The 22,674-nt window shown below is 56.2% G+C and carries 22 protein-coding genes and 2 pseudogenes; 5 read left to right on the forward strand and 19 right to left on the reverse strand.

Annotated features, from left to right (window positions below; all coding sequences use genetic code 11):
• Positions 1 to 30 precede the first annotated feature (30 nt).
• From JCM15764_RS27220 to JCM15764_RS17770, 9 genes and pseudogenes are all read right to left on the reverse strand, one after another.
• Positions 31 to 975 carry a malto-oligosyltrehalose synthase gene (locus JCM15764_RS27220; RefSeq protein WP_279384538.1) on the reverse strand — a complete coding sequence of 315 codons (945 nt, stop codon included), beginning with the start codon at positions 973 to 975 and terminating at the stop codon, positions 31 to 33.
• Positions 972 to 3,020, reverse strand: coding sequence for a malto-oligosyltrehalose synthase (gene treY, locus JCM15764_RS17750; protein WP_279384539.1), 2,049 nt, complete (start codon positions 3,018 to 3,020; stop codon positions 972 to 974). The genes JCM15764_RS27220 and treY overlap by 4 nt, the downstream gene beginning before the upstream one ends.
• A 176-nt stretch (positions 3,021 to 3,196) precedes the next feature.
• Positions 3,197 to 5,104, reverse strand: a complete 1,908-nt coding sequence (locus JCM15764_RS17755; RefSeq protein ID WP_243689349.1) for a DUF3536 domain-containing protein — start codon at positions 5,102 to 5,104, stop codon at positions 3,197 to 3,199.
• Between the two features lie 537 nt (positions 5,105 to 5,641).
• A complete protein-coding gene (locus tag JCM15764_RS24930; RefSeq protein WP_500778438.1) occupies positions 5,642 to 5,914 on the reverse strand; it encodes an alpha amylase C-terminal domain-containing protein in 273 nt (90 codons plus the stop codon).
• Positions 5,911 to 7,131, reverse strand: a complete 1,221-nt coding sequence (treZ, locus tag JCM15764_RS17760) for a malto-oligosyltrehalose trehalohydrolase (protein WP_243689351.1) — start codon at positions 7,129 to 7,131, stop codon at positions 5,911 to 5,913. Before treZ ends, JCM15764_RS24930 begins: the two co-directional genes overlap by 4 nt.
• A complete protein-coding gene (locus JCM15764_RS24935; RefSeq protein WP_243689352.1) occupies positions 7,071 to 7,499 on the reverse strand; it encodes an early set domain-containing protein in 429 nt (142 codons plus the stop codon). The genes treZ and JCM15764_RS24935 overlap by 61 nt, the downstream gene beginning before the upstream one ends.
• Positions 7,500 to 7,701: 202 nt before the next feature.
• A complete protein-coding gene (locus JCM15764_RS17765) occupies positions 7,702 to 8,070 on the reverse strand; it encodes a sll1863 family stress response protein (protein WP_054698123.1) in 369 nt (122 codons plus the stop codon).
• Entirely contained in the window at positions 8,067 to 8,273 is a 207-nt protein-coding gene (locus JCM15764_RS24940) for a DUF3309 domain-containing protein (RefSeq protein ID WP_243689353.1), read from the reverse strand. Before JCM15764_RS24940 ends, JCM15764_RS17765 begins: the two co-directional genes overlap by 4 nt.
• A 205-nt stretch (positions 8,274 to 8,478) precedes the next feature.
• A pseudogene (locus JCM15764_RS17770) lies at positions 8,479 to 9,188 on the reverse strand (DUF922 domain-containing Zn-dependent protease).
• 366 nt (positions 9,189 to 9,554) lie between these two features.
• On the opposite strand from JCM15764_RS17770, the gene JCM15764_RS17775 reads away from it, so the two are divergent.
• The 3 genes and pseudogenes from JCM15764_RS17775 (at position 9,555) to JCM15764_RS17785 (ending at position 13,052) form a co-directional block, all read left to right on the forward strand.
• Positions 9,555 to 10,193, forward strand: coding sequence for a hypothetical protein (locus JCM15764_RS17775; RefSeq protein ID WP_054698127.1), 639 nt, complete (start codon positions 9,555 to 9,557; stop codon positions 10,191 to 10,193).
• Positions 10,194 to 10,439: 246 nt separating this feature from the next.
• Positions 10,440 to 11,243 (forward strand): SDR family oxidoreductase, encoded by an 804-nt coding sequence (locus tag JCM15764_RS17780; protein WP_243689355.1) that lies wholly within the window; start codon positions 10,440 to 10,442, stop codon positions 11,241 to 11,243.
• Positions 11,244 to 11,414: 171 nt separating this feature from the next.
• A pseudogene (locus JCM15764_RS17785) lies at positions 11,415 to 13,052 on the forward strand (aspartate:alanine exchanger family transporter).
• Here the strand turns inward: JCM15764_RS17785 and JCM15764_RS17790 are convergent.
• From JCM15764_RS17790 to JCM15764_RS17800, 4 genes are read right to left on the reverse strand one after another with little or no spacing between them, the layout of a single operon-like run.
• Complete coding sequence (locus JCM15764_RS17790) at positions 13,025 to 13,732, reverse strand: alpha/beta fold hydrolase (RefSeq protein WP_369412366.1); 708 nt, start codon at positions 13,730 to 13,732, stop codon at positions 13,025 to 13,027. The pseudogene JCM15764_RS17785 and the gene JCM15764_RS17790 sit on opposite strands and share 28 nt — an antisense overlap.
• Positions 13,636 to 13,989 (reverse strand): alpha/beta fold hydrolase, encoded by a 354-nt coding sequence (locus tag JCM15764_RS24945; RefSeq protein ID WP_243689356.1) that lies wholly within the window; start codon positions 13,987 to 13,989, stop codon positions 13,636 to 13,638. The genes JCM15764_RS17790 and JCM15764_RS24945 overlap by 97 nt, the downstream gene beginning before the upstream one ends.
• Before the next feature lie 10 nt (positions 13,990 to 13,999).
• Positions 14,000 to 15,226, reverse strand: coding sequence for an alkaline phosphatase (locus tag JCM15764_RS17795; protein ID WP_369412367.1), 1,227 nt, complete (start codon positions 15,224 to 15,226; stop codon positions 14,000 to 14,002).
• Positions 15,172 to 15,558, reverse strand: a complete 387-nt coding sequence (locus JCM15764_RS17800; RefSeq protein WP_054698133.1) for a hypothetical protein — start codon at positions 15,556 to 15,558, stop codon at positions 15,172 to 15,174. The genes JCM15764_RS17795 and JCM15764_RS17800 overlap by 55 nt, the downstream gene beginning before the upstream one ends.
• A gap of 265 nt (positions 15,559 to 15,823) precedes the next feature.
• On the opposite strand from JCM15764_RS17800, the gene JCM15764_RS17805 reads away from it, so the two are divergent.
• Positions 15,824 to 16,267 (forward strand): acyl-CoA thioesterase, encoded by a 444-nt coding sequence (locus tag JCM15764_RS17805; RefSeq protein WP_243689357.1) that lies wholly within the window; start codon positions 15,824 to 15,826, stop codon positions 16,265 to 16,267.
• The gene (locus tag JCM15764_RS17810) at positions 16,254 to 16,448 is read left to right on the forward strand and encodes a hypothetical protein (RefSeq protein ID WP_054698136.1); all 195 of its coding nucleotides are present in this window, start codon (positions 16,254 to 16,256) and stop codon (positions 16,446 to 16,448) included. The genes JCM15764_RS17805 and JCM15764_RS17810 overlap by 14 nt, the downstream gene beginning before the upstream one ends.
• Positions 16,449 to 16,472: 24 nt before the next feature.
• Here JCM15764_RS17810 and JCM15764_RS17815 read toward each other — a convergent pair whose 3' ends face one another.
• The 6 genes from JCM15764_RS17815 to JCM15764_RS17835 form a co-directional block, all read right to left on the reverse strand.
• On the reverse strand, positions 16,473 to 17,093 hold the full coding sequence (locus JCM15764_RS17815; protein WP_054698139.1) for a nucleotidyltransferase domain-containing protein: 621 nt from the start codon (positions 17,091 to 17,093) through the stop codon (positions 16,473 to 16,475).
• A 72-nt stretch (positions 17,094 to 17,165) separates the two neighbouring features.
• A complete protein-coding gene (locus JCM15764_RS30250) occupies positions 17,166 to 18,146 on the reverse strand; it encodes a penicillin-binding transpeptidase domain-containing protein (RefSeq protein WP_439645332.1) in 981 nt (326 codons plus the stop codon).
• On the reverse strand, positions 18,134 to 19,129 hold the full coding sequence (locus JCM15764_RS30255; protein ID WP_439645331.1) for a transglycosylase domain-containing protein: 996 nt from the start codon (positions 19,127 to 19,129) through the stop codon (positions 18,134 to 18,136). Before JCM15764_RS30255 ends, JCM15764_RS30250 begins: the two co-directional genes overlap by 13 nt.
• A 211-nt stretch (positions 19,130 to 19,340) precedes the next feature.
• Positions 19,341 to 20,624, reverse strand: coding sequence for a 4Fe-4S dicluster domain-containing protein (locus JCM15764_RS17825; RefSeq protein ID WP_054698142.1), 1,284 nt, complete (start codon positions 20,622 to 20,624; stop codon positions 19,341 to 19,343).
• Complete coding sequence (locus JCM15764_RS17830) at positions 20,624 to 21,388, reverse strand: MlaA family lipoprotein (protein ID WP_054698144.1); 765 nt, start codon at positions 21,386 to 21,388, stop codon at positions 20,624 to 20,626. Before JCM15764_RS17830 ends, JCM15764_RS17825 begins: the two co-directional genes overlap by 1 nt.
• Positions 21,385 to 22,668, reverse strand: a complete 1,284-nt coding sequence (locus JCM15764_RS17835) for an alpha/beta fold hydrolase family protein (protein ID WP_054698147.1) — start codon at positions 22,666 to 22,668, stop codon at positions 21,385 to 21,387. Before JCM15764_RS17835 ends, JCM15764_RS17830 begins: the two co-directional genes overlap by 4 nt.
• Between the last annotated feature and the right edge of the window lie 6 nt (positions 22,669 to 22,674).

Raw genomic sequence — 22,674 nt, forward strand, 5'->3', positions numbered from 1 at the left:
ATGTCTGCTCTACAGGAAAACTACTGCGCGTTAGTGGAGACGCTCCAGCATGGCGACCGGAGCATCGCTGAAAACCTCGGCCAGCTCTAGGGCAGTACCCATACCCCGGTCCGCTCCGGCAATGGTCCCGCCGGTGACTATATTCCGGTATTTTGCCCCCTGCTCTTCCCACGGCAAGGAAAGGGCGGTGTCTTTCCATACATCCCTGCCGACGGGTACAGGCCCCAGATCGCCAACCAGTCCGACGGTCAGCCGGGAAGCGGCAATAATCATGGTTTTCCGTTCCCACCTGCGGGCAAAGGCGCATCCATGCCTGGATTTTTCCCCTTGCACCTCCAGGGGCAGATAGTCCCCGTTTTCAAAGAGCCGGCGTTCTGCACGCCGGTAATTGAGGCCGCGGTATATGAGGTAAAGCTTGATGCCGCCGTCCTCTTTCGCCGCCAGCAGTTCACGGACCAGGGGGCCTGGCCCCACCTGAGCTTCTCGCTCCTTAAGCCGGCTGAGCATCTCGCGCCGGATGCGGAAATCCACCGGCCGCCGGTTGTCCGGGTCCACCAGGCTCAATTCCCACAGTTCCGTTCCCTGGTAGAAATCTGGTATGCCGGGCGAGCCTATCTTGAGCAGTACCTGGGACAGGGAATTGAACATGCCGTGGTGGGAAACCAGGGCGGCAAAAGCTTTGAAATCCCTGAGAAAGGCTGCATCCCCCAGGACGGCATCGATAAAGTCCGTCAGTGCTTTTTCATAGGTCCCGTTGGGGTTTATCCAGCTGGTGTGAACCTTGGCCTCGCGAGTCGACTTGACCATGTACTCCCTGATCCTGGCTTGAAATCCCGGCGAAAACGGATTCGAAACCTCCTCCACCGGCCAGGCGCCGACCAGGGTCTGATAGAGCAGGTATTCATCGTTACGCCCCGGCGCCGGCTGCCCGTCCACCATGTTTTTTTTTCTCTTGTTCAGGCGACTCCACTTCACCAGAGATTTCTGCCATTTCTCCGGCATCTCGGAAAGGACATCGATTCGGTTCTTACGTCCTCACCCCTCTTGGAATCATGGGTTGCCGTAGCTATAAGGGCGTGGGGGAAGGTCCTGAAACGGTCCGCATTCTGGCTGTGGAAGGCATCAACGGAAATACCGAACCTGTCCGGCGCCCCTCCCACCTCGTTGAGGGAAACGAGGCGGTTATAGACATAAAAGGCCGTATCCTCCATCCCCTTGGCGGTGACCGGCCCGGTAAGCTGCTGAAATTTCATGACGAAATCCAGCCATTCCAGCCGGTCCCCTTCGCTGGCATCCTCCCCCTGGCGGAGCAGCAGGACATCACGGAGAAAATCGAAGATGGAAGTACTGATGGCGGGATTGCGGCGCTTGGCCTTGGCCACGGCGGTTTCTATGTACTGGACGTCTTTCTCCCGAATGATCGAAGAATTGGCGTAGGTCCTGTAGACGGGAAAGCAGGCAATGACCTCGATGATGGCCCGGGTCAGGCTGATAAGGGTGAAATCCCTGGTCAGGCGATTCTTTTCCGAGATGTTATTCAGATAATGCCCAAGGGTGTTGATCTCCCCCGACATGGACACCTGCATGACCAGTTTTTTCTTCTCGTAGACCGCTTCGGCAAAGTTGATGGTCTGGCGGATAAACCTGGTATAGCTGCGGTCCAGCCACTTGAGGTTTTCCTGGTCGATGAAAATGCCATTCAGATAATTGAGATAGTCATAGCCGGTGGTGCCGAGCACAGGCCACTCCTCCGGCAGCTGCTCCCCTTTGAGCAGGATCTTCTCGCAAACTATAAAGAATGGCTTGTATGACGGATTTTCAGCAATCACTCCGTTATAGTCGTCGTTGCATTTCTTCATAAAATCGGCTGCAGTTTCGGCATCGGCCAAGCGGGGGCCGGCCCCGGATGCGCCCAGACAGCACTGGATGAAGCAGTTTCTCTGCAACCGCTCCAGGTAGGTCAACGGGTCATAAAGTCCATCCACATGGTCGATCCGGAGCCCGGTCACCTTCCCTTCCTGGATAAGCCTCAGGACAAGGGCATGGGTTTCCCTGAAGACAATGGGGTCTTCCATCCTGATGGCGCTCAAGGCATTGATGTCGAAGAACCGGCGATAATTTATCTCCTCAGTGGCCACCTTCCAGAAGGAAAGGCGGTAGACCTGCCGACAGAGAAGCTGGTCCAGCAGATCGAAACTGGCCGGGTTACCCTTGCTGCCATTGAAGATGGTCACATTTTCAGTTATGAAGTTGAGGATTTCCACACTCTGGCCACAGAGCATTAAAAGCCTCTTCTTTACCACCTCTTTCTCCCGGTACCTTTCGCCAATCTTCTCCGGGTCGTGCTCAGTAGTGGGGGGAAGGTGCTGCAGTGCAGTGATGATGCTCAACAGTTCCTGAAGAAGCGGAGCATCGGCGGAAAAAGCCGCCTCTACCACATCGAGACGGTGCCTGAGGATCTGCAGCCAGCTGGTCGGCTCCAGGGGAAGCCTGGTTTCGTAATAAGCGATGGAAAAAGCGCCGTCTTCGAACAACAGGCGCAGCTCCCCGTTTTCCAGGACCTTGCCGTACTGGTCCCCCAGAAGCGGCAATAAGACCTTGTTGGTCAGCTCCTTCTTTACCGGTTGCCAATTGATATCGAAGAAGGTGGCATAATTGGAACAGGGACCGTTTTCCAGGACGTCCATCCACCAGGCATTTTCCCTGCTTTCTATGCACATGTGGTTGGGGACGAAATCGAGGATGTGCCCCATGCCGAATTTGTCCAGCTCGCCGATCAGCTCTGCATAGGCCTCGCCGGTGCCTATTTCCCAGTTGAGCCGGTTCTGGTCCACAACATCGTAGCCATGCATGCTTCCTTCCTTGGCCGTCAGGTAGGACGATGCATAGATGTCGCTCACCCCCAGATCGTTAAGGTAGGGGACGATCTCTTGGGCAGCGGCAAAACTGAATTGCCGGTTGAACTGGAGCCGGTAGGTTGCAACAGGTATTCTCGCAGCCGGCGGGTTCTCGTTTACCATTGCACCTCCAACTTTAGAGTTTCGCTTTCTTCACACCCTCTGTGCCCTCTCTCCAGTTCTCTCCCAGAGAAAGAAGCATTTTCTCCCCCATCAAGGTGGAGGGAGTGTAGTGTCACTCTTCCGCCAGGACTGTTCCCAGGTTCATGGAAAGCATCTCCCCCAGCTGTTTGAAGGCCTCAACCCACCCTGCGGCAGCCCCATCCCCTTCCCTGGCTCGGCTCTGGAACCGGGGATATGCAGTTTTCGCCAATTTGTAATAAACGTTCTGCATGTCCCAGAGATCCACTTGAATAGGGGTAGTCTTCTGCAGCTCGACAAACGTCTTGATCCTCTGCAGCAGCGCAAGGTCTGATGGGCTCCCGTAAAGCCGGTCCATCAGCATCGGCAAAGGTGCGCAGGCTGTATTCCACCTCGGGGAGATCCACAGCCACCTGCCAGCGCTGCATGTTGGCGATGATCCTCTGCACCTGGTCCCCGTCCATATCCTCGGCCATGAGCGCTTCTTTTATCTCCGTGTTAAGGCTTATCTCTGCAGCAGCCAAAAATCGCTTCGGCACCGGCATGCCGGTCTCCTGGACGAACTCCATCAGATGGCGGTTATGCTCATAGATGCTGCGGTAGTCCTGGGTGAACTCCTCCATGGTGGCATCGAGGATGAGGTTCAGTATTTCCCGCTGTTCATCGCGGAAAAGATCCAGGAGAGAGAAATTGTGCATGCCGAAATGCTTGTCCAGCAGGCCGACAATCTCGATGTAATGCCCCCGGTCAAATTCTTCCAGCAGTTCCTCCTTGATGGAGGCACATGCTGCTTCTATCAGGCAGGAACTTACCCCCCCCTTGAAGTCGTGGTGGCCGATGCGAACCACGCAGAACATGAGCCGGGAGCTCTCCTGGGTAATCTCGGAAACAATGCGCACCGTGCCGGTTGCCAATGCCGCATCTTCAGTAACCATCTTCTTGTAATCTTCCACGTTGACCGTATAGGAAAAGATCCTGGTCTGTTCCGGATATTCCCTGAACAGGGAGCTGAAGGCAAAGTGGACCGCCACCTTGGTCAGGTCGACCTGGGCCGGAAGGGCAAATTTCTCATAGATTTGGGTACCGTTGCCGTTTTCCGGGATATTGGACCGGGCAGCGGACAGCCTTTCCTTGAATCCCCTTTCAAGATCCTGCCCCAAAAGCCCTTGGGACAGCTGCAGTGCCCTTCCCGCGTACTGGATGACCTGAACCGTCTCGATGCCGGAAAGCTCGTCGAAGAACCAGCCGCAACTGGTATACATGAGCATGGCGTGGCGCTGGATCTCCTGCAGCTTCAGCACCGCCACCTTGTCATCGTCGCTCAGGTTCCTGCGCGCCTGCTCCGCGAAGAAGGTGTTGCGGTTTGCTTCATCCCGGTCCAGCACTACCCGGATGTATTCGTTCCGAGCCTGCCACGGGTCCTTGAGATACTGGCGGCCAAGCTCGTCATACCTTTCCGCCAACCGGTCCCGCAGCCAGTCCAGGGCACTGCGCAGGGGCGCCCGCCATTCCTGATTCCACCCTCCATGCCCCCCCGAATTGCAGCCGCAGTTGCTCCGCCAGCGCTCGATGCCGTGGGCACAGCTCCAGGAAGAATTTTCATGGATCTGCACCTCAACGGTCGGAGGAAACTGGGCGAGATATTCGCCATAGTTGGTGAGACGGGCCAGGCTGTTGCTTTCGATATGGTCCAGGGCGGCTGCAAGGGCCATATCTCCGAACTTGTGGTGATGGCCGTAGGTTTCCCCATCGGTGGCGATATGGAAAAGCTGCGGCCAGTCCCTGGCGTCGTCGAAGCCCCCTACCAAGCGTTGGGCAAAGGCCTCGCCACGGCTAAGCAGGTCCTCGAAGGCGACCGCCTGGGAAATGGGACCGTCGTAAAAAAAGAGGGTGATGGTCCGTTTGGAGGGAAGCCGGCAAAGATAGGCCCTGGTCGGGTCGATGGATCCATTGCATTCCTGCCACTGCTCTTCGCCGATCTTCCTGAAGGAGGCTGCCTGGCGCGGAGCCAGGATGGTGTATTTAATCCCCTGCTCGGCCAGGATATCCAGGCTTTCCAGGTCCACGGCCGTTTCCGCCAGCCACATCCTTCGGGAAAGCGTTTGAAGCGGTGCTCGAAGTCCCTGAGCCCCCAGACGACCTGGCTGCACTTGTCTCGGGCATTGGCCAGGGGCATAATCATGTGATTGTATACCTGGGCGATGGCGGCACCATGCCCGGACCGCCAATCCATGCTCTGGCGGTCCGCATCCAGCACGGCCTGGTAAAGTTCCGGGTCGCAACCCTGCATCCAGGAAAGGAGTGTTGGGCCAAAGTTGAAGCTGATCTTGGCATAATTGCTGACGATATCCTTGATCCACCCTTCCCCGTCCAGGATACGGGACGCGGAGTTGGGCGCATAGCATTCCGCGGCGATGCGCTCATTCCAGTCATGATAAGGTCGGGCCGAATCCTGAATTTCAATGGCCTCAAGCCAGGGATTTTCCCGCGGCGGCTGATAAAAATGTCCATGAATGCAGATAAAGCGCTCCATTATTACCCCTTAAAATCATGTTCGAGGTTCGAGGTTCGAGGTTCGAAGTCTTCCCGTCACTTGTCACTTGTCACTTGTCACTCACATAAACGGCAAAACTCCATGCCCCAATGGGGATGCGTACTCTCCCTTCCGTCACTGTCAGCCTTGCATGGGCAGTCTCACCCTTCCCACCCCACTCTGCTGCCGACGAATCGAAAAGGTTCGGCCAGTGGCCGTTGGCCAGCTCCACCACCACCTCCTGGGCCGATTCGCTGAAGTTCCAGACACACAAGGTGCTGTTGTTCCCTGCTCGCCGTGTCAGCGCCAATACCCGCTTCTCGTCGAAGGCATTGATCGTCATGTCTTTCCTGTCGATACAACCCAGTGCCGGAATTTCCCTGCGTAGTGCCAACAACTTTTTATGGCAGGCATAGATGAGGGCATGTTCACCCGTCTGCTCGATTCCAGGTCCAGCTTTGACTGCATGAAGGTATCCGGATCCTGGGGATCGAGGGCCTCTTCAGCCCAGGCAAAGGCGGCAAATTCTTCTTTTCTCCCCTTGCGTACCGCTTCAATGAGGAAATTGTCCCCATAACTGACAAAGTAGTTGAAGGGCGCCTTTTCCCCGTATTCCTCCCCCATGAACAAAAGGGGAAGATAGGGCGAAAGCAGCACTGTGCCCGCAGCGAGCAAAAGCTTCTGCAACGGCAGCTTGGCGGCAAGGCGGTCGCCGTGAAGCCTGTTGCCTACCTGGTCGTGATTTTGGGAAAAAGCAACGAATTGAAGCGGTGGCCGGTCCTTGGCCGAATTGCCATGGCGCTTGCTGCGGTACCTGGAATACTGGCCGCTGTAGACATAGCCTTCGGTAAAGGCCTTGACGAGATGGTCGAAGCGGCCGAAGTCCTGGTAATAACCTTCCTTTTCCCCCGTCAGCAGGGCATGCAGGGCGTGGTGCAAGTTGTCGTTCCACTGGGCATCCACACCGTAGCCCCCTATTTCAGGCGGATTTATCAGCCGCACATCGTTGAGGTCGCTCTCGGCGATGAGGTAGATCCTCCTCCCCAGCTGCTGCCCATGGCGGTGCACCTCATCGGCAAGGGCACGGAGGAAATGGGTAGCGCCAAGGTCGTAGATGCGGTCGATGGCATCCAGACGCAGCGCGTCGAAGTGGTACTCATGTATCCAGTAGAGGGCATTGGCAATGAAATATTCTCTAACCTGATCGCTGTGTGGGCCGTCGAAGTTTATGGCGTCACCCCAGGGAGTCCGGTAGCGATCGGTGAAATAGTAGCCGTAATCGTTGAGATAATTTCCTTCCGGTCCGAAGTGGTTGTAGACAACATCGAGAATGACGGCAAGCCCCTTGCCATGACAGGCATCAACCAGCTCCCTGAGCCCCTCGGGTCCGCCATAGCTGTTCTGGGGAGCAAAGGGGTAAACGCCGTCGTAACCCCAGTTGCGGTTTCCTGGAAACTGGGCCACCGGCATGATCTCCACCGCCGTTACCCCCAGGTCCTTCAGGTAGTCCAGATGGGGGATGGCCGCGGTAAAGGTGCCGTCGTGGCTGAATACCCCCACATGCAATTCGTAGATACGTAGGTTTCAAGCGGTATCCCCTGCCATCCCTGGTCCTGCCAGGGAAATTGCCGGGGATCGACAATCATGGAAGGTCCGTGCACCCCCTGGGGCTGAAAGCGGGATACTGGATCGGGTCGCTCGGTGTGGCCGTCAAGCAGGTAGAGATAGCTGTCACCGGCAGAAACCTTTTCCACTTCGGTTGTAAAGTAGCCATCTTCACCGGCAGCAAGATCGATCGACCTCTCGGAACCGGGGGAAAAGAGGCGCAGCGCCACCTTGCCTGCTTTTGGCGCCCAAACCTTGAAATGTGCCCTGCCGTTGTCCAGCAGTTCTGCGCCCAGACCTAGTTTCCATCTGTTTTCAGACATGATCGCTCCGGTCTTTAGCAACACGTTGGACAAATCGTCGTCAATCGGCTGGTCCAAGTCGAATGCTCGGCAAGACTCCGGGATTTATATTTTGAATGAGACTTGTGGATGCCGCATTACCTGTGATCGGGGCTAACGTCCCGAATGATACGTTACACTCGCGGCACTGGTGGGATAACCGGCCTGTTGCACAGGGACGCGGTCAGGGGTTTTTTAGGCGTTCCTCCAGTATCTCATACTGCCTGTTCAAATCCTGCATGGCAGCTTCCACTCCTGCTTTGCCCCGCCCCCAGGTCCTTGCCGTGGCAGCCCTAAGCCTCTGCAGTTTTGCAGCTGCGATCTTCTCCTTTTCCCGGAAGATCCGCATATCTTCGTCGAACCGTACCTTCGCATCGTCCTTAAGGATCGATGACCTGGCCTTCTGTTCGTCCAAGTTCTGTCTCAATGTCCTGAGCCTGAGTTCTATCTGTTTCTGATAGTCTTCTCTCTTGCCGTCTTCGCCGCCGAAGGCCATCAGGAACCCGGAAAAGGTGAAAAAGGCCAGAACGAGTGCCATCCATGTGCGTCTCATATTCTTCGCCCCTTATTCTGTTGGTCAAAACTGCCGCGAATGCACCAATGCTTCAGATGTGCCCGAGCAAAGCCAGAATCAGCAGTATCAACAGCACCAGCAAGACCACCGCTGGGGTAATATCCCCAGGAGGAGCTGTAGGGCCATAAGGGTAGAGCGCCGACCAGGAGTATGATCAGGATAATGAGCAGGATGGTTCTCATGGTTTGCTCCTTGAAAGAGAGAGAAATGCCGGGAGACAAAACAAGTGTAATTGAAGGCAGTTAAGGAACAATCAACCTTAAGGTCATTTTTTTCACGACGAATGGGTTACGAATGGGGTTAATACGGTGGGTGTAGTACATGGGGGGAATGATTTAGCAGCGGACGGGCCTACTCCGTCCGCTACCAATCGTTTTCAAAGCCCTGCTAACGAAGAATTGCGCCCTGGGTTTCTCCATGGTGGGTCTCGGCGTCGTATCGAATCTGATCCTCCTTCAGGGTTTTCAATCTTGCCTCGACAACCCGGTCAACCACGTTATTCAGTTCCCTCCGGCTACTGAAGTTGCCCAATGAAGACAGCGCCCCGTTGATGTCGGCGGCAGCTTGACGGCAATGTCCTTATGACCTATTTCGTGAATAGTGACATTCTCCATATATGAGCTCCACTGTCCTGCCAGTTGCTCGGACATGCCGGCTGCGCTGGCAAGCCGCGGATAACGGTAGACTATGTCGACCTTGGTTTTCACTGAAGCTACGGAATATCTGCCGCCGCTTTCGTTAATGTCGTAGTTGTATCTGATATTCCAGGTCGTCAGGGCCGCATAGGTATGGTTGTCATTCCACCGTGTGCCGTTTTCTTTCATCTGCTTGCGCAATTCCGTCAAGCTGGTGCCTCTGATGTCGTAGTATTCATGCTTTTCCTTCAGATCCAAAGCCACTTCCGGCCTCTTCAACTGAAAAAGGTTTTTTTCATCATACTTGGCAAGCTTTATAGTCTCCGTCCCAACCTTTTCTGCGAGCACGGGCGAAGCGCAAAACAGGGCTCCGGCAATCAAACATATGAATTGTCTGGTCACTTTCTGTTCCTCCTTGTGTTGAACCGCCTTCCGTTTGAAAGCGCAGGTCCAATAGAACATGAAAGGGGCAGTGCCATAAGTGCGCCTGCTCACAAAACCGCAAACTATCCAGTGAGCTCAGGCAGAGCAATTGGAATTATGGGAATTACAGTCGGCGCCTGCAGGGAAAACTTGAGGGAAAAGGTCCATGGGAGGGGGATAAGGGCTCCAGGAGGCGAGGCGGTAAATTTGTAAAAATTAATTTTATTGTTATAGTTGCAGTAGCCTCTGGCGTAGCGCTTTCGCAAGGCGACTGCTCTACCCCAGGGCTTGAAAAAGTGACTGGTCGGGAGGCCGAGTCAACGGAGCAGATCGGCCCGCAGTAAATTTACAAAACCCATTGGTACAGCTGACAGCACAGCACACCCAGACAAAGGAGGAACAGCGATGAACAATGCGAAACGTCTTATTTTTGTCACTGCAGCGCTGGTTGCCCTGTCAGGATTGGCTTTCAGCGCAGACGACAACGAAACCATGGACGAACCTGCAGTTGGTCTTGGTTCTGACGCCGGCTCGGGTGCCGGAGGAGCAACTATTTATCGGAGCTACAGCAGCAGCGGCCCTGGCGGAGAAACCATCTTCCGAAGCTACAGCAGTAGCGGACCTGGTGGAGCTACCATCTACAGAAGCTTCGAAAGTGGCGGCCCTGGCGGAGCCATTGAGTATCGGGAGGAACGCGGCACCCCCACAGGCGGAACATCCGGTTACGAAGTGGAGAGCGGCAGCGGCACAGGCGGCATGACCGGTGCAGAAAGCGGCAGCGGTGCGGGAGGAGCTACTTATAAGAGCTACAGCAGCAGCGGTGCTGGGGGCTCAACCCACGGCGATTACGGCATCGATGTGGATACCCGCACTGGCGGCAGTTATCCCGGAGTCTCTCCAGACACCACTACCGGGACCGACACCAGTCAGGGTATGGGTGGTATTACCGGTGGCAGATCCGGCAGCTATAAATTCGGAGTAGAGGGTCAAGGCGCCGGCGGCACTATGGGCACCTATTCCAGCGCCACAGGCACTGGTCGCTGACGGATTATGGCAAAAATAATCAGCCTTGGCCGAAGCCAGAGGATAGGAAATTTCCCGGAGGTTCCCATGGACTTTGACTACACTGACCACGAGTACCTGCCCATTGCACCGACGGCTGCGGCGCCATTACGGGCTGGCTCTACAGCAGGGAAGTGGCCTCGGAAGCCGGCATGAATCACGCAAAAAACAAGGGTCACCATTGGATGGTGAGGGAAAGAATGAAATAGTCCATGGGAGAGCTTGATCATGAGCAATATGAGTTTTCCGCCGCAGCAGCAGGAACAGCCCGGCGTTGAACAGCAAATGACGCCCCGTCCCGACAGCGGCGAACTTTCATACGCTGGTAGTGGCAGGCTCAAGGGGAAAAAGGCGCTCATCACCGGCGGTGACAGCGGTATCGGCCGGGCAGTGGCCATCGCCTTCGCCAGGGAAGGGGCCGACGTGGCCTTTGCCTACCTGAAGGAAGAGCAGGATGCCATGGAGACATGGGAGATCGTCAAGCGGGAAGGTGTGGACTGCCTCCATTTCCAGGGGGATGTGGCCGATAAAGCTTTCTGTACCGGCATTGTGGAAAAGACGGCGGCCCGATTCGGCAGGATCGATATCCTGGTCAACAATGCCGCCGAGCAGCACTATGCCGAAACCATTGAAGACATCTCGGCCGAGCAGCTGGAGCGAACCTTCAGGACCAACATCTTCGCCTATTTCTATATGGCGGCGGCATCCCTGAAACATATGGGGGAAGGGGGGAGGATCATCAACACCACCTCGGTAACCGCCTTCAAGGGAAACCCGAAACTGATCGATTACTCCTCCACCAAGGGGGCCATCGTCGCCTTTACCCGCTCCCTGGCCCTCTCCCTGGCCGAGCGGGGCATCCTGGTGAACGGGGTTGCACCCGGTCCGGTCTGGACGCCGCTGATACCGGCAAGCTTTCCCGCAGAAAAAGTGGAGCAGTTCGGCGAGAACGTGACCCTGAAAAGGGCTGGCCAGCCGGTTGAGATTGCACACAGCTATGTCTTTCTCGCCTCCCAGGGGGCTCCTACATGACCGGCCAAATCCTCCACCCCAATGGCGGCACCATCGTCGGAGGCTGACCTTGTAGCAGGTTGTTGAAAAACTATTTCTGGATCGCTCTGCTAAAGCAAAATTGTTTCAGCTCAGACACAAACTGCCGATAAGAAAAATATCATTTTAATCTTCTTTCTTATCGGCAGGTCCATGCTGCAAGTTCTCATCAATAACCCGCTTCTGCTGCTGTTCGTTGTGGCAGCAATCGGTTACCCACTGGGGCAGCTGAAAGTCCACGGCAGCTGTCTTGGCGTTGCCGCCGTTCTTTTTGTCGGCCTGGCAGTGGGTTCTATCCATCCGGACCTGAAGCTGCCGGAGATCGTCTACATCTTAGGTCTCGGCCTGTTCGTCTACACCATCGGGCTGTCCAGCGGCCCGGCCTTTGTCGCTTCCCTAAGGCGGGAAGGACTGCGCAACAACCTGCTGGTTATCGGCATGCTCTTTTTTGCCTCGGGACTTGCCGTCACCGCCCACCGGCTTCTTCACCTCAAGGCCTCCCTCACCGCCGGAATGTTCGCCGGCTGCCTGACCAACACTCCTGCCCTGGCCAGTGCCCTGGAGACCATAAAACACACCGCGCCGGCACAGGCACTGGAACTGATGCTGGCCGAACCGGTTGTCGGCTACTCCATCACCTATCCGGTTGGGGTTATCGGCGTCGTCCTTGCCATCACCATTGTCCAGCGTCTCTGGCATATCGACTACACTGCCGAAGCAAAAAGACTGCATACATTCGGCGCCAGCAGCGAGCCTCTCCTGAATTGCACCATAAGTGTCACCCATGCCCATATCTCGGCTACCATCGACCAGCTGAGCCGCGAGCAGAAGTGGGATGTGCTGTTCGGCCGAATCAAGCGCCGGAATCATGTCTTCCTGTCGACACCCCAGACGGTTTTAGAGCCGGGAGACATGGTGATTGCCGTGGGAACCGAGGAAGAGCTGCACAGGGTTGCTGCTTTTCTGGGTGAGCAGAGCAGCGAGCACATCGGCCTCGACCGCAGTGAATACGATTACCGCAGGATTTTCGTCTCCAACACCCATGTGGCGGGGCGCGCCATCGGGGAACTGAAGCTGCAGGAGAAGTTCGGAGCAGTGATTACCAGGGTGCGGCGTGGGGACGTGGATTTTCTCCCCCACGAGGACATGGTGCTGGAGCTGGGGGACCGGGTGCGAGTTCTGACCAGGACCCGGGAAATGGGGAGGGTCACCTCCTACTTCGGCGATTCGTACCGGGCGGTGAGTGAAGTGGATATCATGACCTTCAGCCTCGGCCTCGCCCTGGGGCTGCTGCTCGGCACTATCCCGCTGCCGCTGCCGGGGGGCATCACCATCAAGCTCGGCTTTGCCGGAGGCCCGCTCATTGTCGCCCTCATTCTCGGCACCGTCGGCCGCACCGGCTCCATGGTCTGGAGCCTGCCATACGGCGCCAACATGACCCTGCGCCAGATCGGCCTGGTCTTTTTCCTGGCCGGGATCGGCACCCCGGGCCGGCTACAGCTTTTTCTCCACCTTCAGCCAAGGTGGCGGACTGACCATCTTCGCCGTCGGCGCCGCCATCACTTGTCTCACCGCCCTTGCCACCCTCTGGGTCGGCCATCGTCTGCTGAAGATTCCCTTCAGCCTCCTCATCGGCATGGTCGCCGGTATGCAGACCCAACCGGCCGTACTGGCTACGCCCTGGAGCAGACCGGTAACGATCTCCCCAACATCGGCTACGCCTCGGTCTATCCGGTGGCCACCATCGGCAAGATCGTCGCCGTTCAGTTGATCCTTGTTCTGCTGATGTGATGGTGAATAAAACCATCTATAATGCGGAAGGTTTCTCCCGGCCTCTCTTCCTGGGGATTATGCCCGCAATCCTCAATAATCTCCAACCTCGCTCCGGAAATTGCCTCTTTCAGCCTTTCGCCCTGGGATAACCTGACAATCCGGTCATGCCGCCCCCACAGCAATAGAACGGGCAGGCGAAGTTTTCCGTAGCAGCCGATGAGCCTGTCGCTGTCGGGGGGGACGAGGGTTCGACAAGTTGCCACCAGCGCCAGTTTGGCATCCCGGTCCTGGTAACATGGGGCATACCTGGCCACGTGCTCCCGGTCCACCAGTCTTTTGTCGTAGTAGGCGGCTTTCAGGCCGATTTTTACCCACGCCTCCGGCGAAGATGGCAATGAACGCTTTTCCCGCCAGGGGAAACCGGAAGACCTGCGCCATGAGCGGCAGCTGTTGAATGAATCCCGGCCCTCCCATGATGACCAGGGACTTAAGTAACGCCTCCCGTCCGGCCATGGCTCGATGGCCGCAAAAAGCACCACCGTTCCCCCCAGTGAATGCCCGACAAGCGTCACCCCTGAAAGCCCCAGTCCTTCAATGAAATTTAGCAGCCGCCGCCCATGGGCGCGAATTGAATAATCGGCTTGGCAGGTTTGGCCGATCCGCCCGAGCCAAGGAGATCGAGGAGATAGAGTGTATATCGGTCGGGAGGGAAAAGCGGCACGAGGTCAGTCCAGGTTTCGGCGCGGGAAGCCAAACCGTGGACCAGTATCAGCTTTTGGCTGCCGTGGCCATGGACGCGATAGCGGAGGATGGCATCATCGGCAACGGCATATTGGCGGAGAGGTGAAGTCATCTTCTCAAGGGTAACAGAAATTCCTTGTAAGACACCTTCATCTGCTGACCGGAACGAAGAAGGGCTGAAGGCTTCGCAACCTTCAGCCCCGTTAGAACGCATTCCGCTTACCTCAGTTGGCCTTGATGCGGTTGTCGTCGGTCAACCCCAGCGCCCCCATCATCCCCTTGAAGATATGGGTATTATCGATGATCGTCGTCCCCGGATACCAGAGCCCCTGATAGGCGGCGAGCTGCGATAGCCCGGCGCCCTTCCCGTAGAGGGTCACCAGCTCGTTGGAATGGGAGTTGACCCCTTTGCCCGCAAAGCCATAGGTCACCTCCGTCGGATCGTAATAATAGCTGACGGTGCGGTCATAGTCAGTCGGGGCACCGCCATCATTGATGGGGTTCTGCTTCGGCAAGCTCCCTTTTGCCAGGTCTTTCGCCAAACGCATATAACTGTTGCCGTGGTCCGAGGTGACGATAAGCATGGTGTTATCCCAGGTCACATCATCCCCGGATTGATCCACGTAGGCCTCGATGGATTTGATCGCCTCGTTCAGGTCCCAGATGCCGCCGATCATGGAAGCATAATCGTTGGCATGGTTGGACCAGTCTATGTCCCCCTGCTCCACCATGAGAAAAAAGCCGTTCCGATTCTTGCCGAGCACTTTTAGTGCTGCCTTGGCAGCATCGGCAAGGGTGGGATTTTCAATGGAACCACGGGTAACCTGCGAAGTACCGTCATTACTCGGTTTATGGTATTCGAAACTCCCTCCCGCGCCCCCGAAGAGTCCGAACAACTTCTTGTTTCCTGCCGCCGCAGCATCTGCCGCGCCGGACAGGGCTGTTCCGCCGTCAACACCAGCCTTACGCTCAACGAAAGTGTATTCTGTCGAACCTTTCAGCACGGCATAGTCGGCAGCATCAACATACTGGTAAGCAGCGGGTCCGGTAATCCCTGCCGGATCATTGAAGTTGGGGTTGCCGCCCCCAATGACCACCTCCGGACGGGACACGGTGATGATCTCCTGGGCTATGGCCTGGTAGTTGTTGCGGTTGGTGTTATGGCTGACAAAAGCAGCCGGAGTGGCGTGGGAAAAGGGTACCGTGCTGACGACGCCGATGGATGCCTTCTTCTGATTGCGATACATCTCGGCGATCCTGGCAAGACGGCCGTTGGCCGGATCGCCGCTACGCCAGGCGATGTTGCCGTCATCGGTTTTGAACCCGGTCGCCAGTGCCGTGCCTGCCGACGCCGAGTCTGTTGCGGGATATTTGGCAGTGCCGGTACTGCTGTCCTTTATTTTGGCGCCGAAGTACCCGGTCTGACCGGTGGTATCCTGGCGATAGGGCAGTTTTCCCCCTTTCGCAGGATTATAGCGAGGGTGGGGTCGAAGGTTGCAAGATTTTCCAGATTGACGGTGGCGTCGCTATAGCGCCTGCTGCTGAAACCATTGCTGGAATAGGCCGCAAAGGCATAGCGGTTGTAGGTGGTCACGTCCCAAGTGGAAGCTGCCCCCTTGTAGTTGTACTTCTGGTGCTGCAAAGCTCCCTCGGGCGCGCCATAAAGGTAATTGCCAGCAGCCCGTTCGTGCTCCAGCTGCATGCCATCTGCGACAACCAGGATGACATTTTTCGCCCCGCCGATCGTGTCCGTCGTTCCGCATCCGGCCAGCGACAGTATCAATTGGACGGTGACAACTAGGGAGATGATACTTTTTCTTTGCGCATTTCCAGCATTTCCGTTCCTCCTGTATGAAAGTTAATACCTTTTTCTAACAAATCAAGATTGAGGTGGCGTGGCAACAAGGTGACAATTTAATACAAGATTTAATTTCCAGGCAACATGGAAGCCTGTTACGCGCCTCTTTCGTTGCCTTTAGCCAATTTGTCTGATAATTTGATCCCACAGTAAGAACAGCCCAGAGGGGCATACCAAGGGAGATCAGGGCATGATTGACCAGATTTTGAAGGGCTTCCCCATAGTCGTGGAGTTTCCAGTCGCCTGGGGTGAGATGGACTCCCAGAAGCACGTAAATAATGTCGTCTATTTCCGCTACATGGAAAATGCCCGCATCGCTTATTACGACAGGATCGGCGCCTGGCAGATGATGGAAGAAACTGGTATCGGCACGGTCCTCGCCTCATCCGATTGCCGCTACCGGATCCCGCTTACCTATCCGGATACCCTTTCAGTGGGAGCGAAAGTCGTCAGCATCGAGGCGGATCGCTTCACCATGGAGTATCGTGTGGTAAGCCACCGGCTGGGCAAATTGGCAGCAGAGGGGAAGGGTGTGCTGGTTGCTTACGATTTCCGGGAGGACAGGAAAACTGTTTTGCCTGAAGCCCTGGTACGGAATATGGAGGCACTGGAAGCCACTGTTGGAGAGAATTAAACCGATCCTCGCAGTTGATGTGAAATATTCGGAGAAGGTTGCCACCATTGCCGGGGTCAATGGGGCAGACCTGAAAATCAGGTCTGCCGCCTACCAGCTGATTTCACCACCTTTACAACCCAAAGCTCGCCGTTGCAGCTCAGGCCATTTCCAGGTCCAAAACTACGCCATCATTTCTTAGTGTCAGCATCATCCTCACCGGGGATCATCTCCCCTGGCAAAGAAACTCCAGGATGATCTTTTTCAATTTTCGGGCATCTGCACGTTCCATGGGCTTGCCGGTGATGCTGCTTTTGGGGATGCGGTGGATGTCCTCGGAAGGATAGACGGTGCACTCGATCACCACACCGTCCTCCTCCAGGTAGATATGTGGATACTCGAAAAATTCTCCGCCGTGGCGGATGGTGACCAGTTCCTCCTCGAAAGAAATTCTCTTGCTCAGAAGAAACTCCTCCACCTGTTCGGTGGAGTCGGCAAAGAGATGGAGGTCGATGTCGCTGCGCTCGGTGACGGCGCCGCTCAGGACCGAGCCGACCAGATAGGGATGAAACTGTTCCAGGAGTTCCATGTGCCTTAAGGCCACGAGGCGAAAATGCATCAGCCGCGCCGGCAGCACCTTTTCATCGTGGATGTTGATGAGGCGTTGCACCTCGGCATGGATCTGCCAATTGGCAGGGAGATGAGAACCAAGGGAGAGTGCCTTTTCCGGGCCGAAGCGCCGGGCGGCCTTACGCTTGGCATCAAGGTATTCCTTGACCCCCTCCTCGAACATGAGGCGTGCCGCTTCTTTCGCGATGAGCTGACGAATTCTGTCCATCTTGGCCATGGAGAAATTATAGCAAAAAAGCCCGGGAGAGTGAGTTCCCCGGGCTTTCGAAAAGAAGTTGGCAGCAGCGACCTATTCTTTTATCTCTTCCTGTATCGGCTCTTGAGCCCCTTCCGGCGCGGGCTGTCCCTCCGGCGCTTCAGGTTGTACCGGTGGCATAGCAACAGGGTTCAATGCCTCTCCACCATGCTGGAGACAGTATTCGGTGGGCTGGGTGCCCGGAATAAAGAGTTCATCACGCTTATCGGGGCAATCTGGTGCCGCCAGGTAACCGGTGGCTGGATCGATGGCGACGGAAACGACCATCTCGGGTTTCTGGAAGTCGGCAACCGGTCTCGACGTCACTGCCTGCCGCATGAAACGCTCCCAGATGGGGGCAGCCACCGTGCCGCCGGTAAAGCCTTTGCCCCCCGGTTTTGGTTTGTCGTAGCCGAGCCAGACCCCGGTTATGATCCCGGGAGTATAGCCGACAAACCAGGCATCCCGATAGTCGTCGGTGGTACCGGTCTTGCCGGCGGCTGGGTACAGCTGGGTGAATTTTTTGAGTCCCTTGGCCGTACCGTAGGTCATGACATCCTTCAGCATCTGGGTGGAGATATAGGCGGTGGCCGGAGAAAGAACCGGGGTGATGACGGGAGGATTCTCAGTCCAGGTGCGGCGATTGCGGTCATAAATGCGGATAATTGTTCTCGGCTCGGGGCGCAGGCCGCCGGTGGCAAACGGACTGTAGGCGCGGACCAGCTCATTCAGGGTCACCTCGTCACTGCCCAGCGCCAGGGAAAGGCCGTTTTCCGCCCTCAGCGGCAGGCCGACCTTGCCGGCAAAATCGACAAAATACGGGACGCCGACCGTATCCAGCAGCTTCACGGTAATGACGTTGTTGGAATAGGCCAGGGCCTGTCGCAGGCTCAGCTCCCCATATTGCTCCCGACCGTAGTTGAGGGGTTTCCACACCTCGTTGTTGCCACGGTTGTAAGCAACCGGGGTATCGCTCCAGATGCTGCTGGTTGCAATCCCCTTTTCCAGGGCAGCGGCATAGATCAGGGGCTTAATCGTCGAGCCTGGCTGCCGTTTGGCGAAGAAGGCGCGATTATAGGGCTCTGTTTGTAATCGGTGCCGCCAACTGCGGCAAGTACATCGCCGGTGTTGGTATCCAGACACAATAGTGCCCCCTCCATCTGTGGCGAGATGCGCTTCACTCCATCATGCAGGGTTTTTTCCGCCAGCTTCTGCAGCTCCAGGTCCATGGCCGCCGTCACTTCAAGCCCCCCCTGCTCAATAACCTGCGGTCCGAACTGCTCGATAAGTTTCCCCTTGATATGGGCCAGGTAATAGGGTGCCTGACCCCCTCTGGTCACTGCAACACGCTGGGCCTTCAGCTTCTGCTGCTGCCGTGTAGTGATCATGTTCAAATCAGCCATGCGCTTGAGGACTACCGCTCTCCGCCTGGACACCTCTTCCGCTTTTCCCAGAGGATTGTAGCGCCCCGGGTTTTTCGGCACCCCGGCCAACAAAGAGCATTCAGCCTCGGTCAGCTCCTGGGGGCTTTTATCGAAATAAATTCTTGCAGCCTGGGCAATGCCCCAGGCCCCGTTGCCGTAGTAGATTTCGTTGAAGTACATTTCCAGGATCTGCTTCTTGGTGTACTTCTTTTCAAAATCCATGGCCATCACCCCTTCCTTCAGCTTGCGGTCAATGGATTTCTCGCTGCTGAGGAACTTGTTCTTGATCAGCTGCTGGGTGATGGTCGACCCCCCCTCGGCCATTCTGCCCTTGACCACATCCTTTACCAATGCCCGGGCAATGCCCCGCACATCGATGCCGTTATGCTCGTAAAAACGCGAGTCTTCTACAGCGATAACCGCCTTCTGCAGGAACGCCGGGATGCGATCGATGGAGACCCAGTATCTTTTCTCCGGCAGCAGTCTGCCGACGAACTGCCCCTTGCTGTCAAAGACCTTGATGGAGGAATATGAGGGAGGCAGGTGGGAATAAGCGGCAAAGCCTCCTGGGCCAGGGCCGAGGGAACGATGCACGCAGCCATGCCGATAACCAGCAGGCCGAAAAGGGTCACTTTCCTGCAAAAACGGAAATTCAAAATCTGCTCCTCGATAACATTTGTGCCGATTGTCTGCTGATCGCTGACATGAAGCGTTATAGTTCACCATTTCTTGCTTCAAGAATCAAATTATTAATTTTTAAACGAGGGAAACAACACTGAAAACCGGTTCTGGTGGGATTACGAAATCAGATAATATTCCGCCCGGCCAGCAGGCGCTCCAGGTAGCGGGACTTCATCTGCCGGCTGGCCATTAGCTGTTTGACGCCGGGCAGGCGCAGGACCACCCCGAGGATTGCCGCCATCAGTCGGTGGCTGAACAATGCTTGGGTGTCGAAAATAAGCTGCTGCAGCTTGCCCCGCTCTATTGCCATGAGCACGATGCGGTGAGCTGTGTTGACCGGGGTCACCACCCGCCTCGACCGCGGCACTAGTTTTATGGCCGTGGCTGAACAGGAACGGACGCAGATACCGCAGCCGAGGCATATATCCCCATTGACCACTCCGCTGGCCCGCGGCACCCCATCCACTTCGTGTTTCGAGACCACGGACATGGCCCCGATCGGACAGATATCGGCGCACCTGCCGCAGCCGCTGCATGAATGGGCATCGACCGCCGGCAGAAAATTCGTAGTGCACAGGGGGTGGCTGACGGCAAGACGGCGGACGGCAATCAGCCCTTCGCAGCAGCAGCTGCAGCAGTTGCAGATGAAATTCACCCCCTGCTGGACATTGTCGGCACATTGCAAAAGGTTGAGAGACCATGCTTCCTGCAGGAGGTCAAGCCCCTCGGCAACATCGATCCTCCGGGCAGTGCCGTGGCGGATCAAGGACTCGGCCACATCGTTCAAGGTCATGCAATCGCCCAAGGGCGCCCTACAGGCTCGCCCCAGATGTCCCATTTTGTGCCGACAGTAGCAAAGGCCAACGGCAAGGTGGCTGGCGGTGCTGATTATTTCGCTGGCCCGCTCATAATCGAGGACAACGGCAGCGTTGTCATCTGCAAGAGAAGGCTCGCTGACCAGCACCCGGCCGAGCTGGGTCTCGCCACCGGCAAACAGGTCGCGGACAAATGCGTCCTCGACGTTTACGTACTGGTGTAAAAGCCGGCTCAGAGCTTGCTGATCAAGGTCGGAGCGGACCCGCATCAGGGAAAACTCGAAAAATCCGGCCATTGGTGGAGGCAGCACATAATATACCGTGCCTTCCTTTTCCACATCAAGCAGCATCGCCCGCTCAGCGAGCGTATCCAGTACCAGCCAGGCATTCACCTCTGTCACCTTCCACAAGCGAGCTGCTTTTGCCGCAGTGAATGGCCTGAGGGGCAGCAGGGCCACCAGCGCGGCCTCTTCTTCGTTGAAAAGCAGGGAAAGGATCCGGTAAAGCAGATCCGAAGGGGGGGCGCCCTGGGGAAACCGGTTGATACGGGAGGCTAGCGCCGGGTAGACGCCCTTTGGCTGGTGGTGGGACACTAATTTCTGATCTCCGACTCGCGGGCCTTGGTGTAGAGCATGCGTATCAGTTCGTACTCAAAGGGGGAACCCGACTCAAAATATCTGAATTTTATCTTGTGGCGCATGTCCACCAGATACATGGTGTCAAAGGCCAGGCCGAGTGCTTTGTTGTGCTCGAAGTCGAACGGGTCGATGAAGAAAAAGCCTCCTATGTCTGCAGAAAGACCGATGGTATCACGCAGGTTCGAAGGCCCCATAAAGGGCAAAACCACGAACGGCCCTGGCCCGGCTCCGTAATAACCGAGGGTTTGGCCAAAATCTTCCCTTTGTCGGTCGATCTGCCACTGGGTTGCCGGATCGAACATGCCTCCTATGCCCAGAGTGGTGTTGATGACAATACGGCCGACCGTTTTGGCGGTGCATTTGGGTTTAAGCTGCAGGATGCAGTTGGCCAGCGTGCTCAGTTCAGAGACATTGTTGAAGAAATTGCTGACCCGGTCCTGGAGGAAGACCGGCGTGACAAACTCGTAAAAATTGACCACCGGCAAAAAAACATAGTTATCAGCGTAGTAGTTGAAGCGGTAGACTCCCCGGTTGAACCGTTCCACAGGGTCGTAGATATCCAGCGGGTCGTCCTGGCGCTCGGTCTCGATAAATTCATCCAGAGTGTGGCGCGCCGGTATTTCTGCCTCCAGCCGTGGCGTGGCACAGCCGCAGACAACAGCCATGACCACCGTTACCAAAAGGATTCTTCCAATTGTAGCCAGGGCTCTCCCGGTCATTGTTCTTCTCTCCCCACGCCGAAAAAAGCCAGCATGTCTTCCACATTCTCCTTGTAATCGATGTTGCCCAGGTGCCCTCCCCGAGGGTAAATCTTGGCCCTGTTGCCGAATACAACCACCAGATATTCCAAATCTTCAGGTGCAAGGATCATGTCGTCGGCATTGACCATAACTCCTATCTTGTCTGTGCTTCGCAGATAAGGCTCAAGGCTCTTCAAACTGACCTCCGCAATAAGAGCTTCTTTGGTCAGTCCCGGCATGCGCGCCTTGAAAAAAGGAAAGAAAAATTCATCAAAGAACTGGTCGAAGCTCAGGCGCAATGCAACTTTCAGATATTCGGTGGTGGGGTCGGTGGGTGTCAGAATGCGGTTCTTCGGCACCAGGTATCCCTGGTTGTTGATGATATCAGCGGTCAGCATCATGTTGGCGGATACCAGGCGGAAGGACAGTCCAATCAGGGCAGCCATCTCCCGGTCGTCCGGTTTTTCCTCTTCGAACACCTGGTACAGCACGTCGTTGTTGAAGTCCAGCGCTTCCATTCCCCGGTAGAGCCCGGCAAACTTGGTCATTATCTGATCGACGAAGGGGTTGAGGCCGGCGATGCCGCCGGGGATGTTATCGAGGAGCATCCGGTCGAGAAGCAGGATCGAGTCATGGAGATTGACGGGGGGATTGATCATCAGCACCTTTTTGAAGTTGAAGCCCTTCACCTCCTCATCCAATCTGGCGACAAAGGCTGCATCCGCCGCCCCCAAACTGTAGCCGGTGAGATAAAATTCCGTAACCTGCGCCTCCCCGTCCAGGTCCTGCCAGACCTTGGTCATGGCCCGGTAAAGGTCACGGGCATCGTCGGGTACATAGCCCGGCACGCCGGTCGTGGAGGCGGTAACCATGAAATTGGGATGGGTGGGGGAGGAGAGGCAGACCACATGAAAGCCGGCTTTGTAAAAGGCCCGCTGCAAACTATTGGTGGTGGGAGAGTTGTAGCTGGATCCGGCAGCAGCAATGACAAAGATCAGAGGAGCCTTTCTGTCCTGCAGCGTCACCGAATATTTCATCCTGTTCTGGAACCAGAAGATGGGGGGAACGTTGCGCCCCTCGGCAATTCTCAGTTCCTTGTGCTCTTCAGGAATTGCCAATTTCAGATCGGCCTTGTAGGCGGTTGGAGTGCCGGCGATGGTGGCGATGTACGGGTTGGCAACCGGATAATCATAGGCAGGGGTGTTTACCGGAGAAGCCAGGAGGAGAACTGCCGCTAACAGAACGTGAAACCGTCGCATCAATTT

This window comes from Geotalea toluenoxydans JCM 15764 (genome assembly GCF_001311985.1).
Classification (GTDB): Bacteria; Desulfobacterota; Desulfuromonadia; order Geobacterales; family Geobacteraceae; genus Geotalea; species Geotalea toluenoxydans.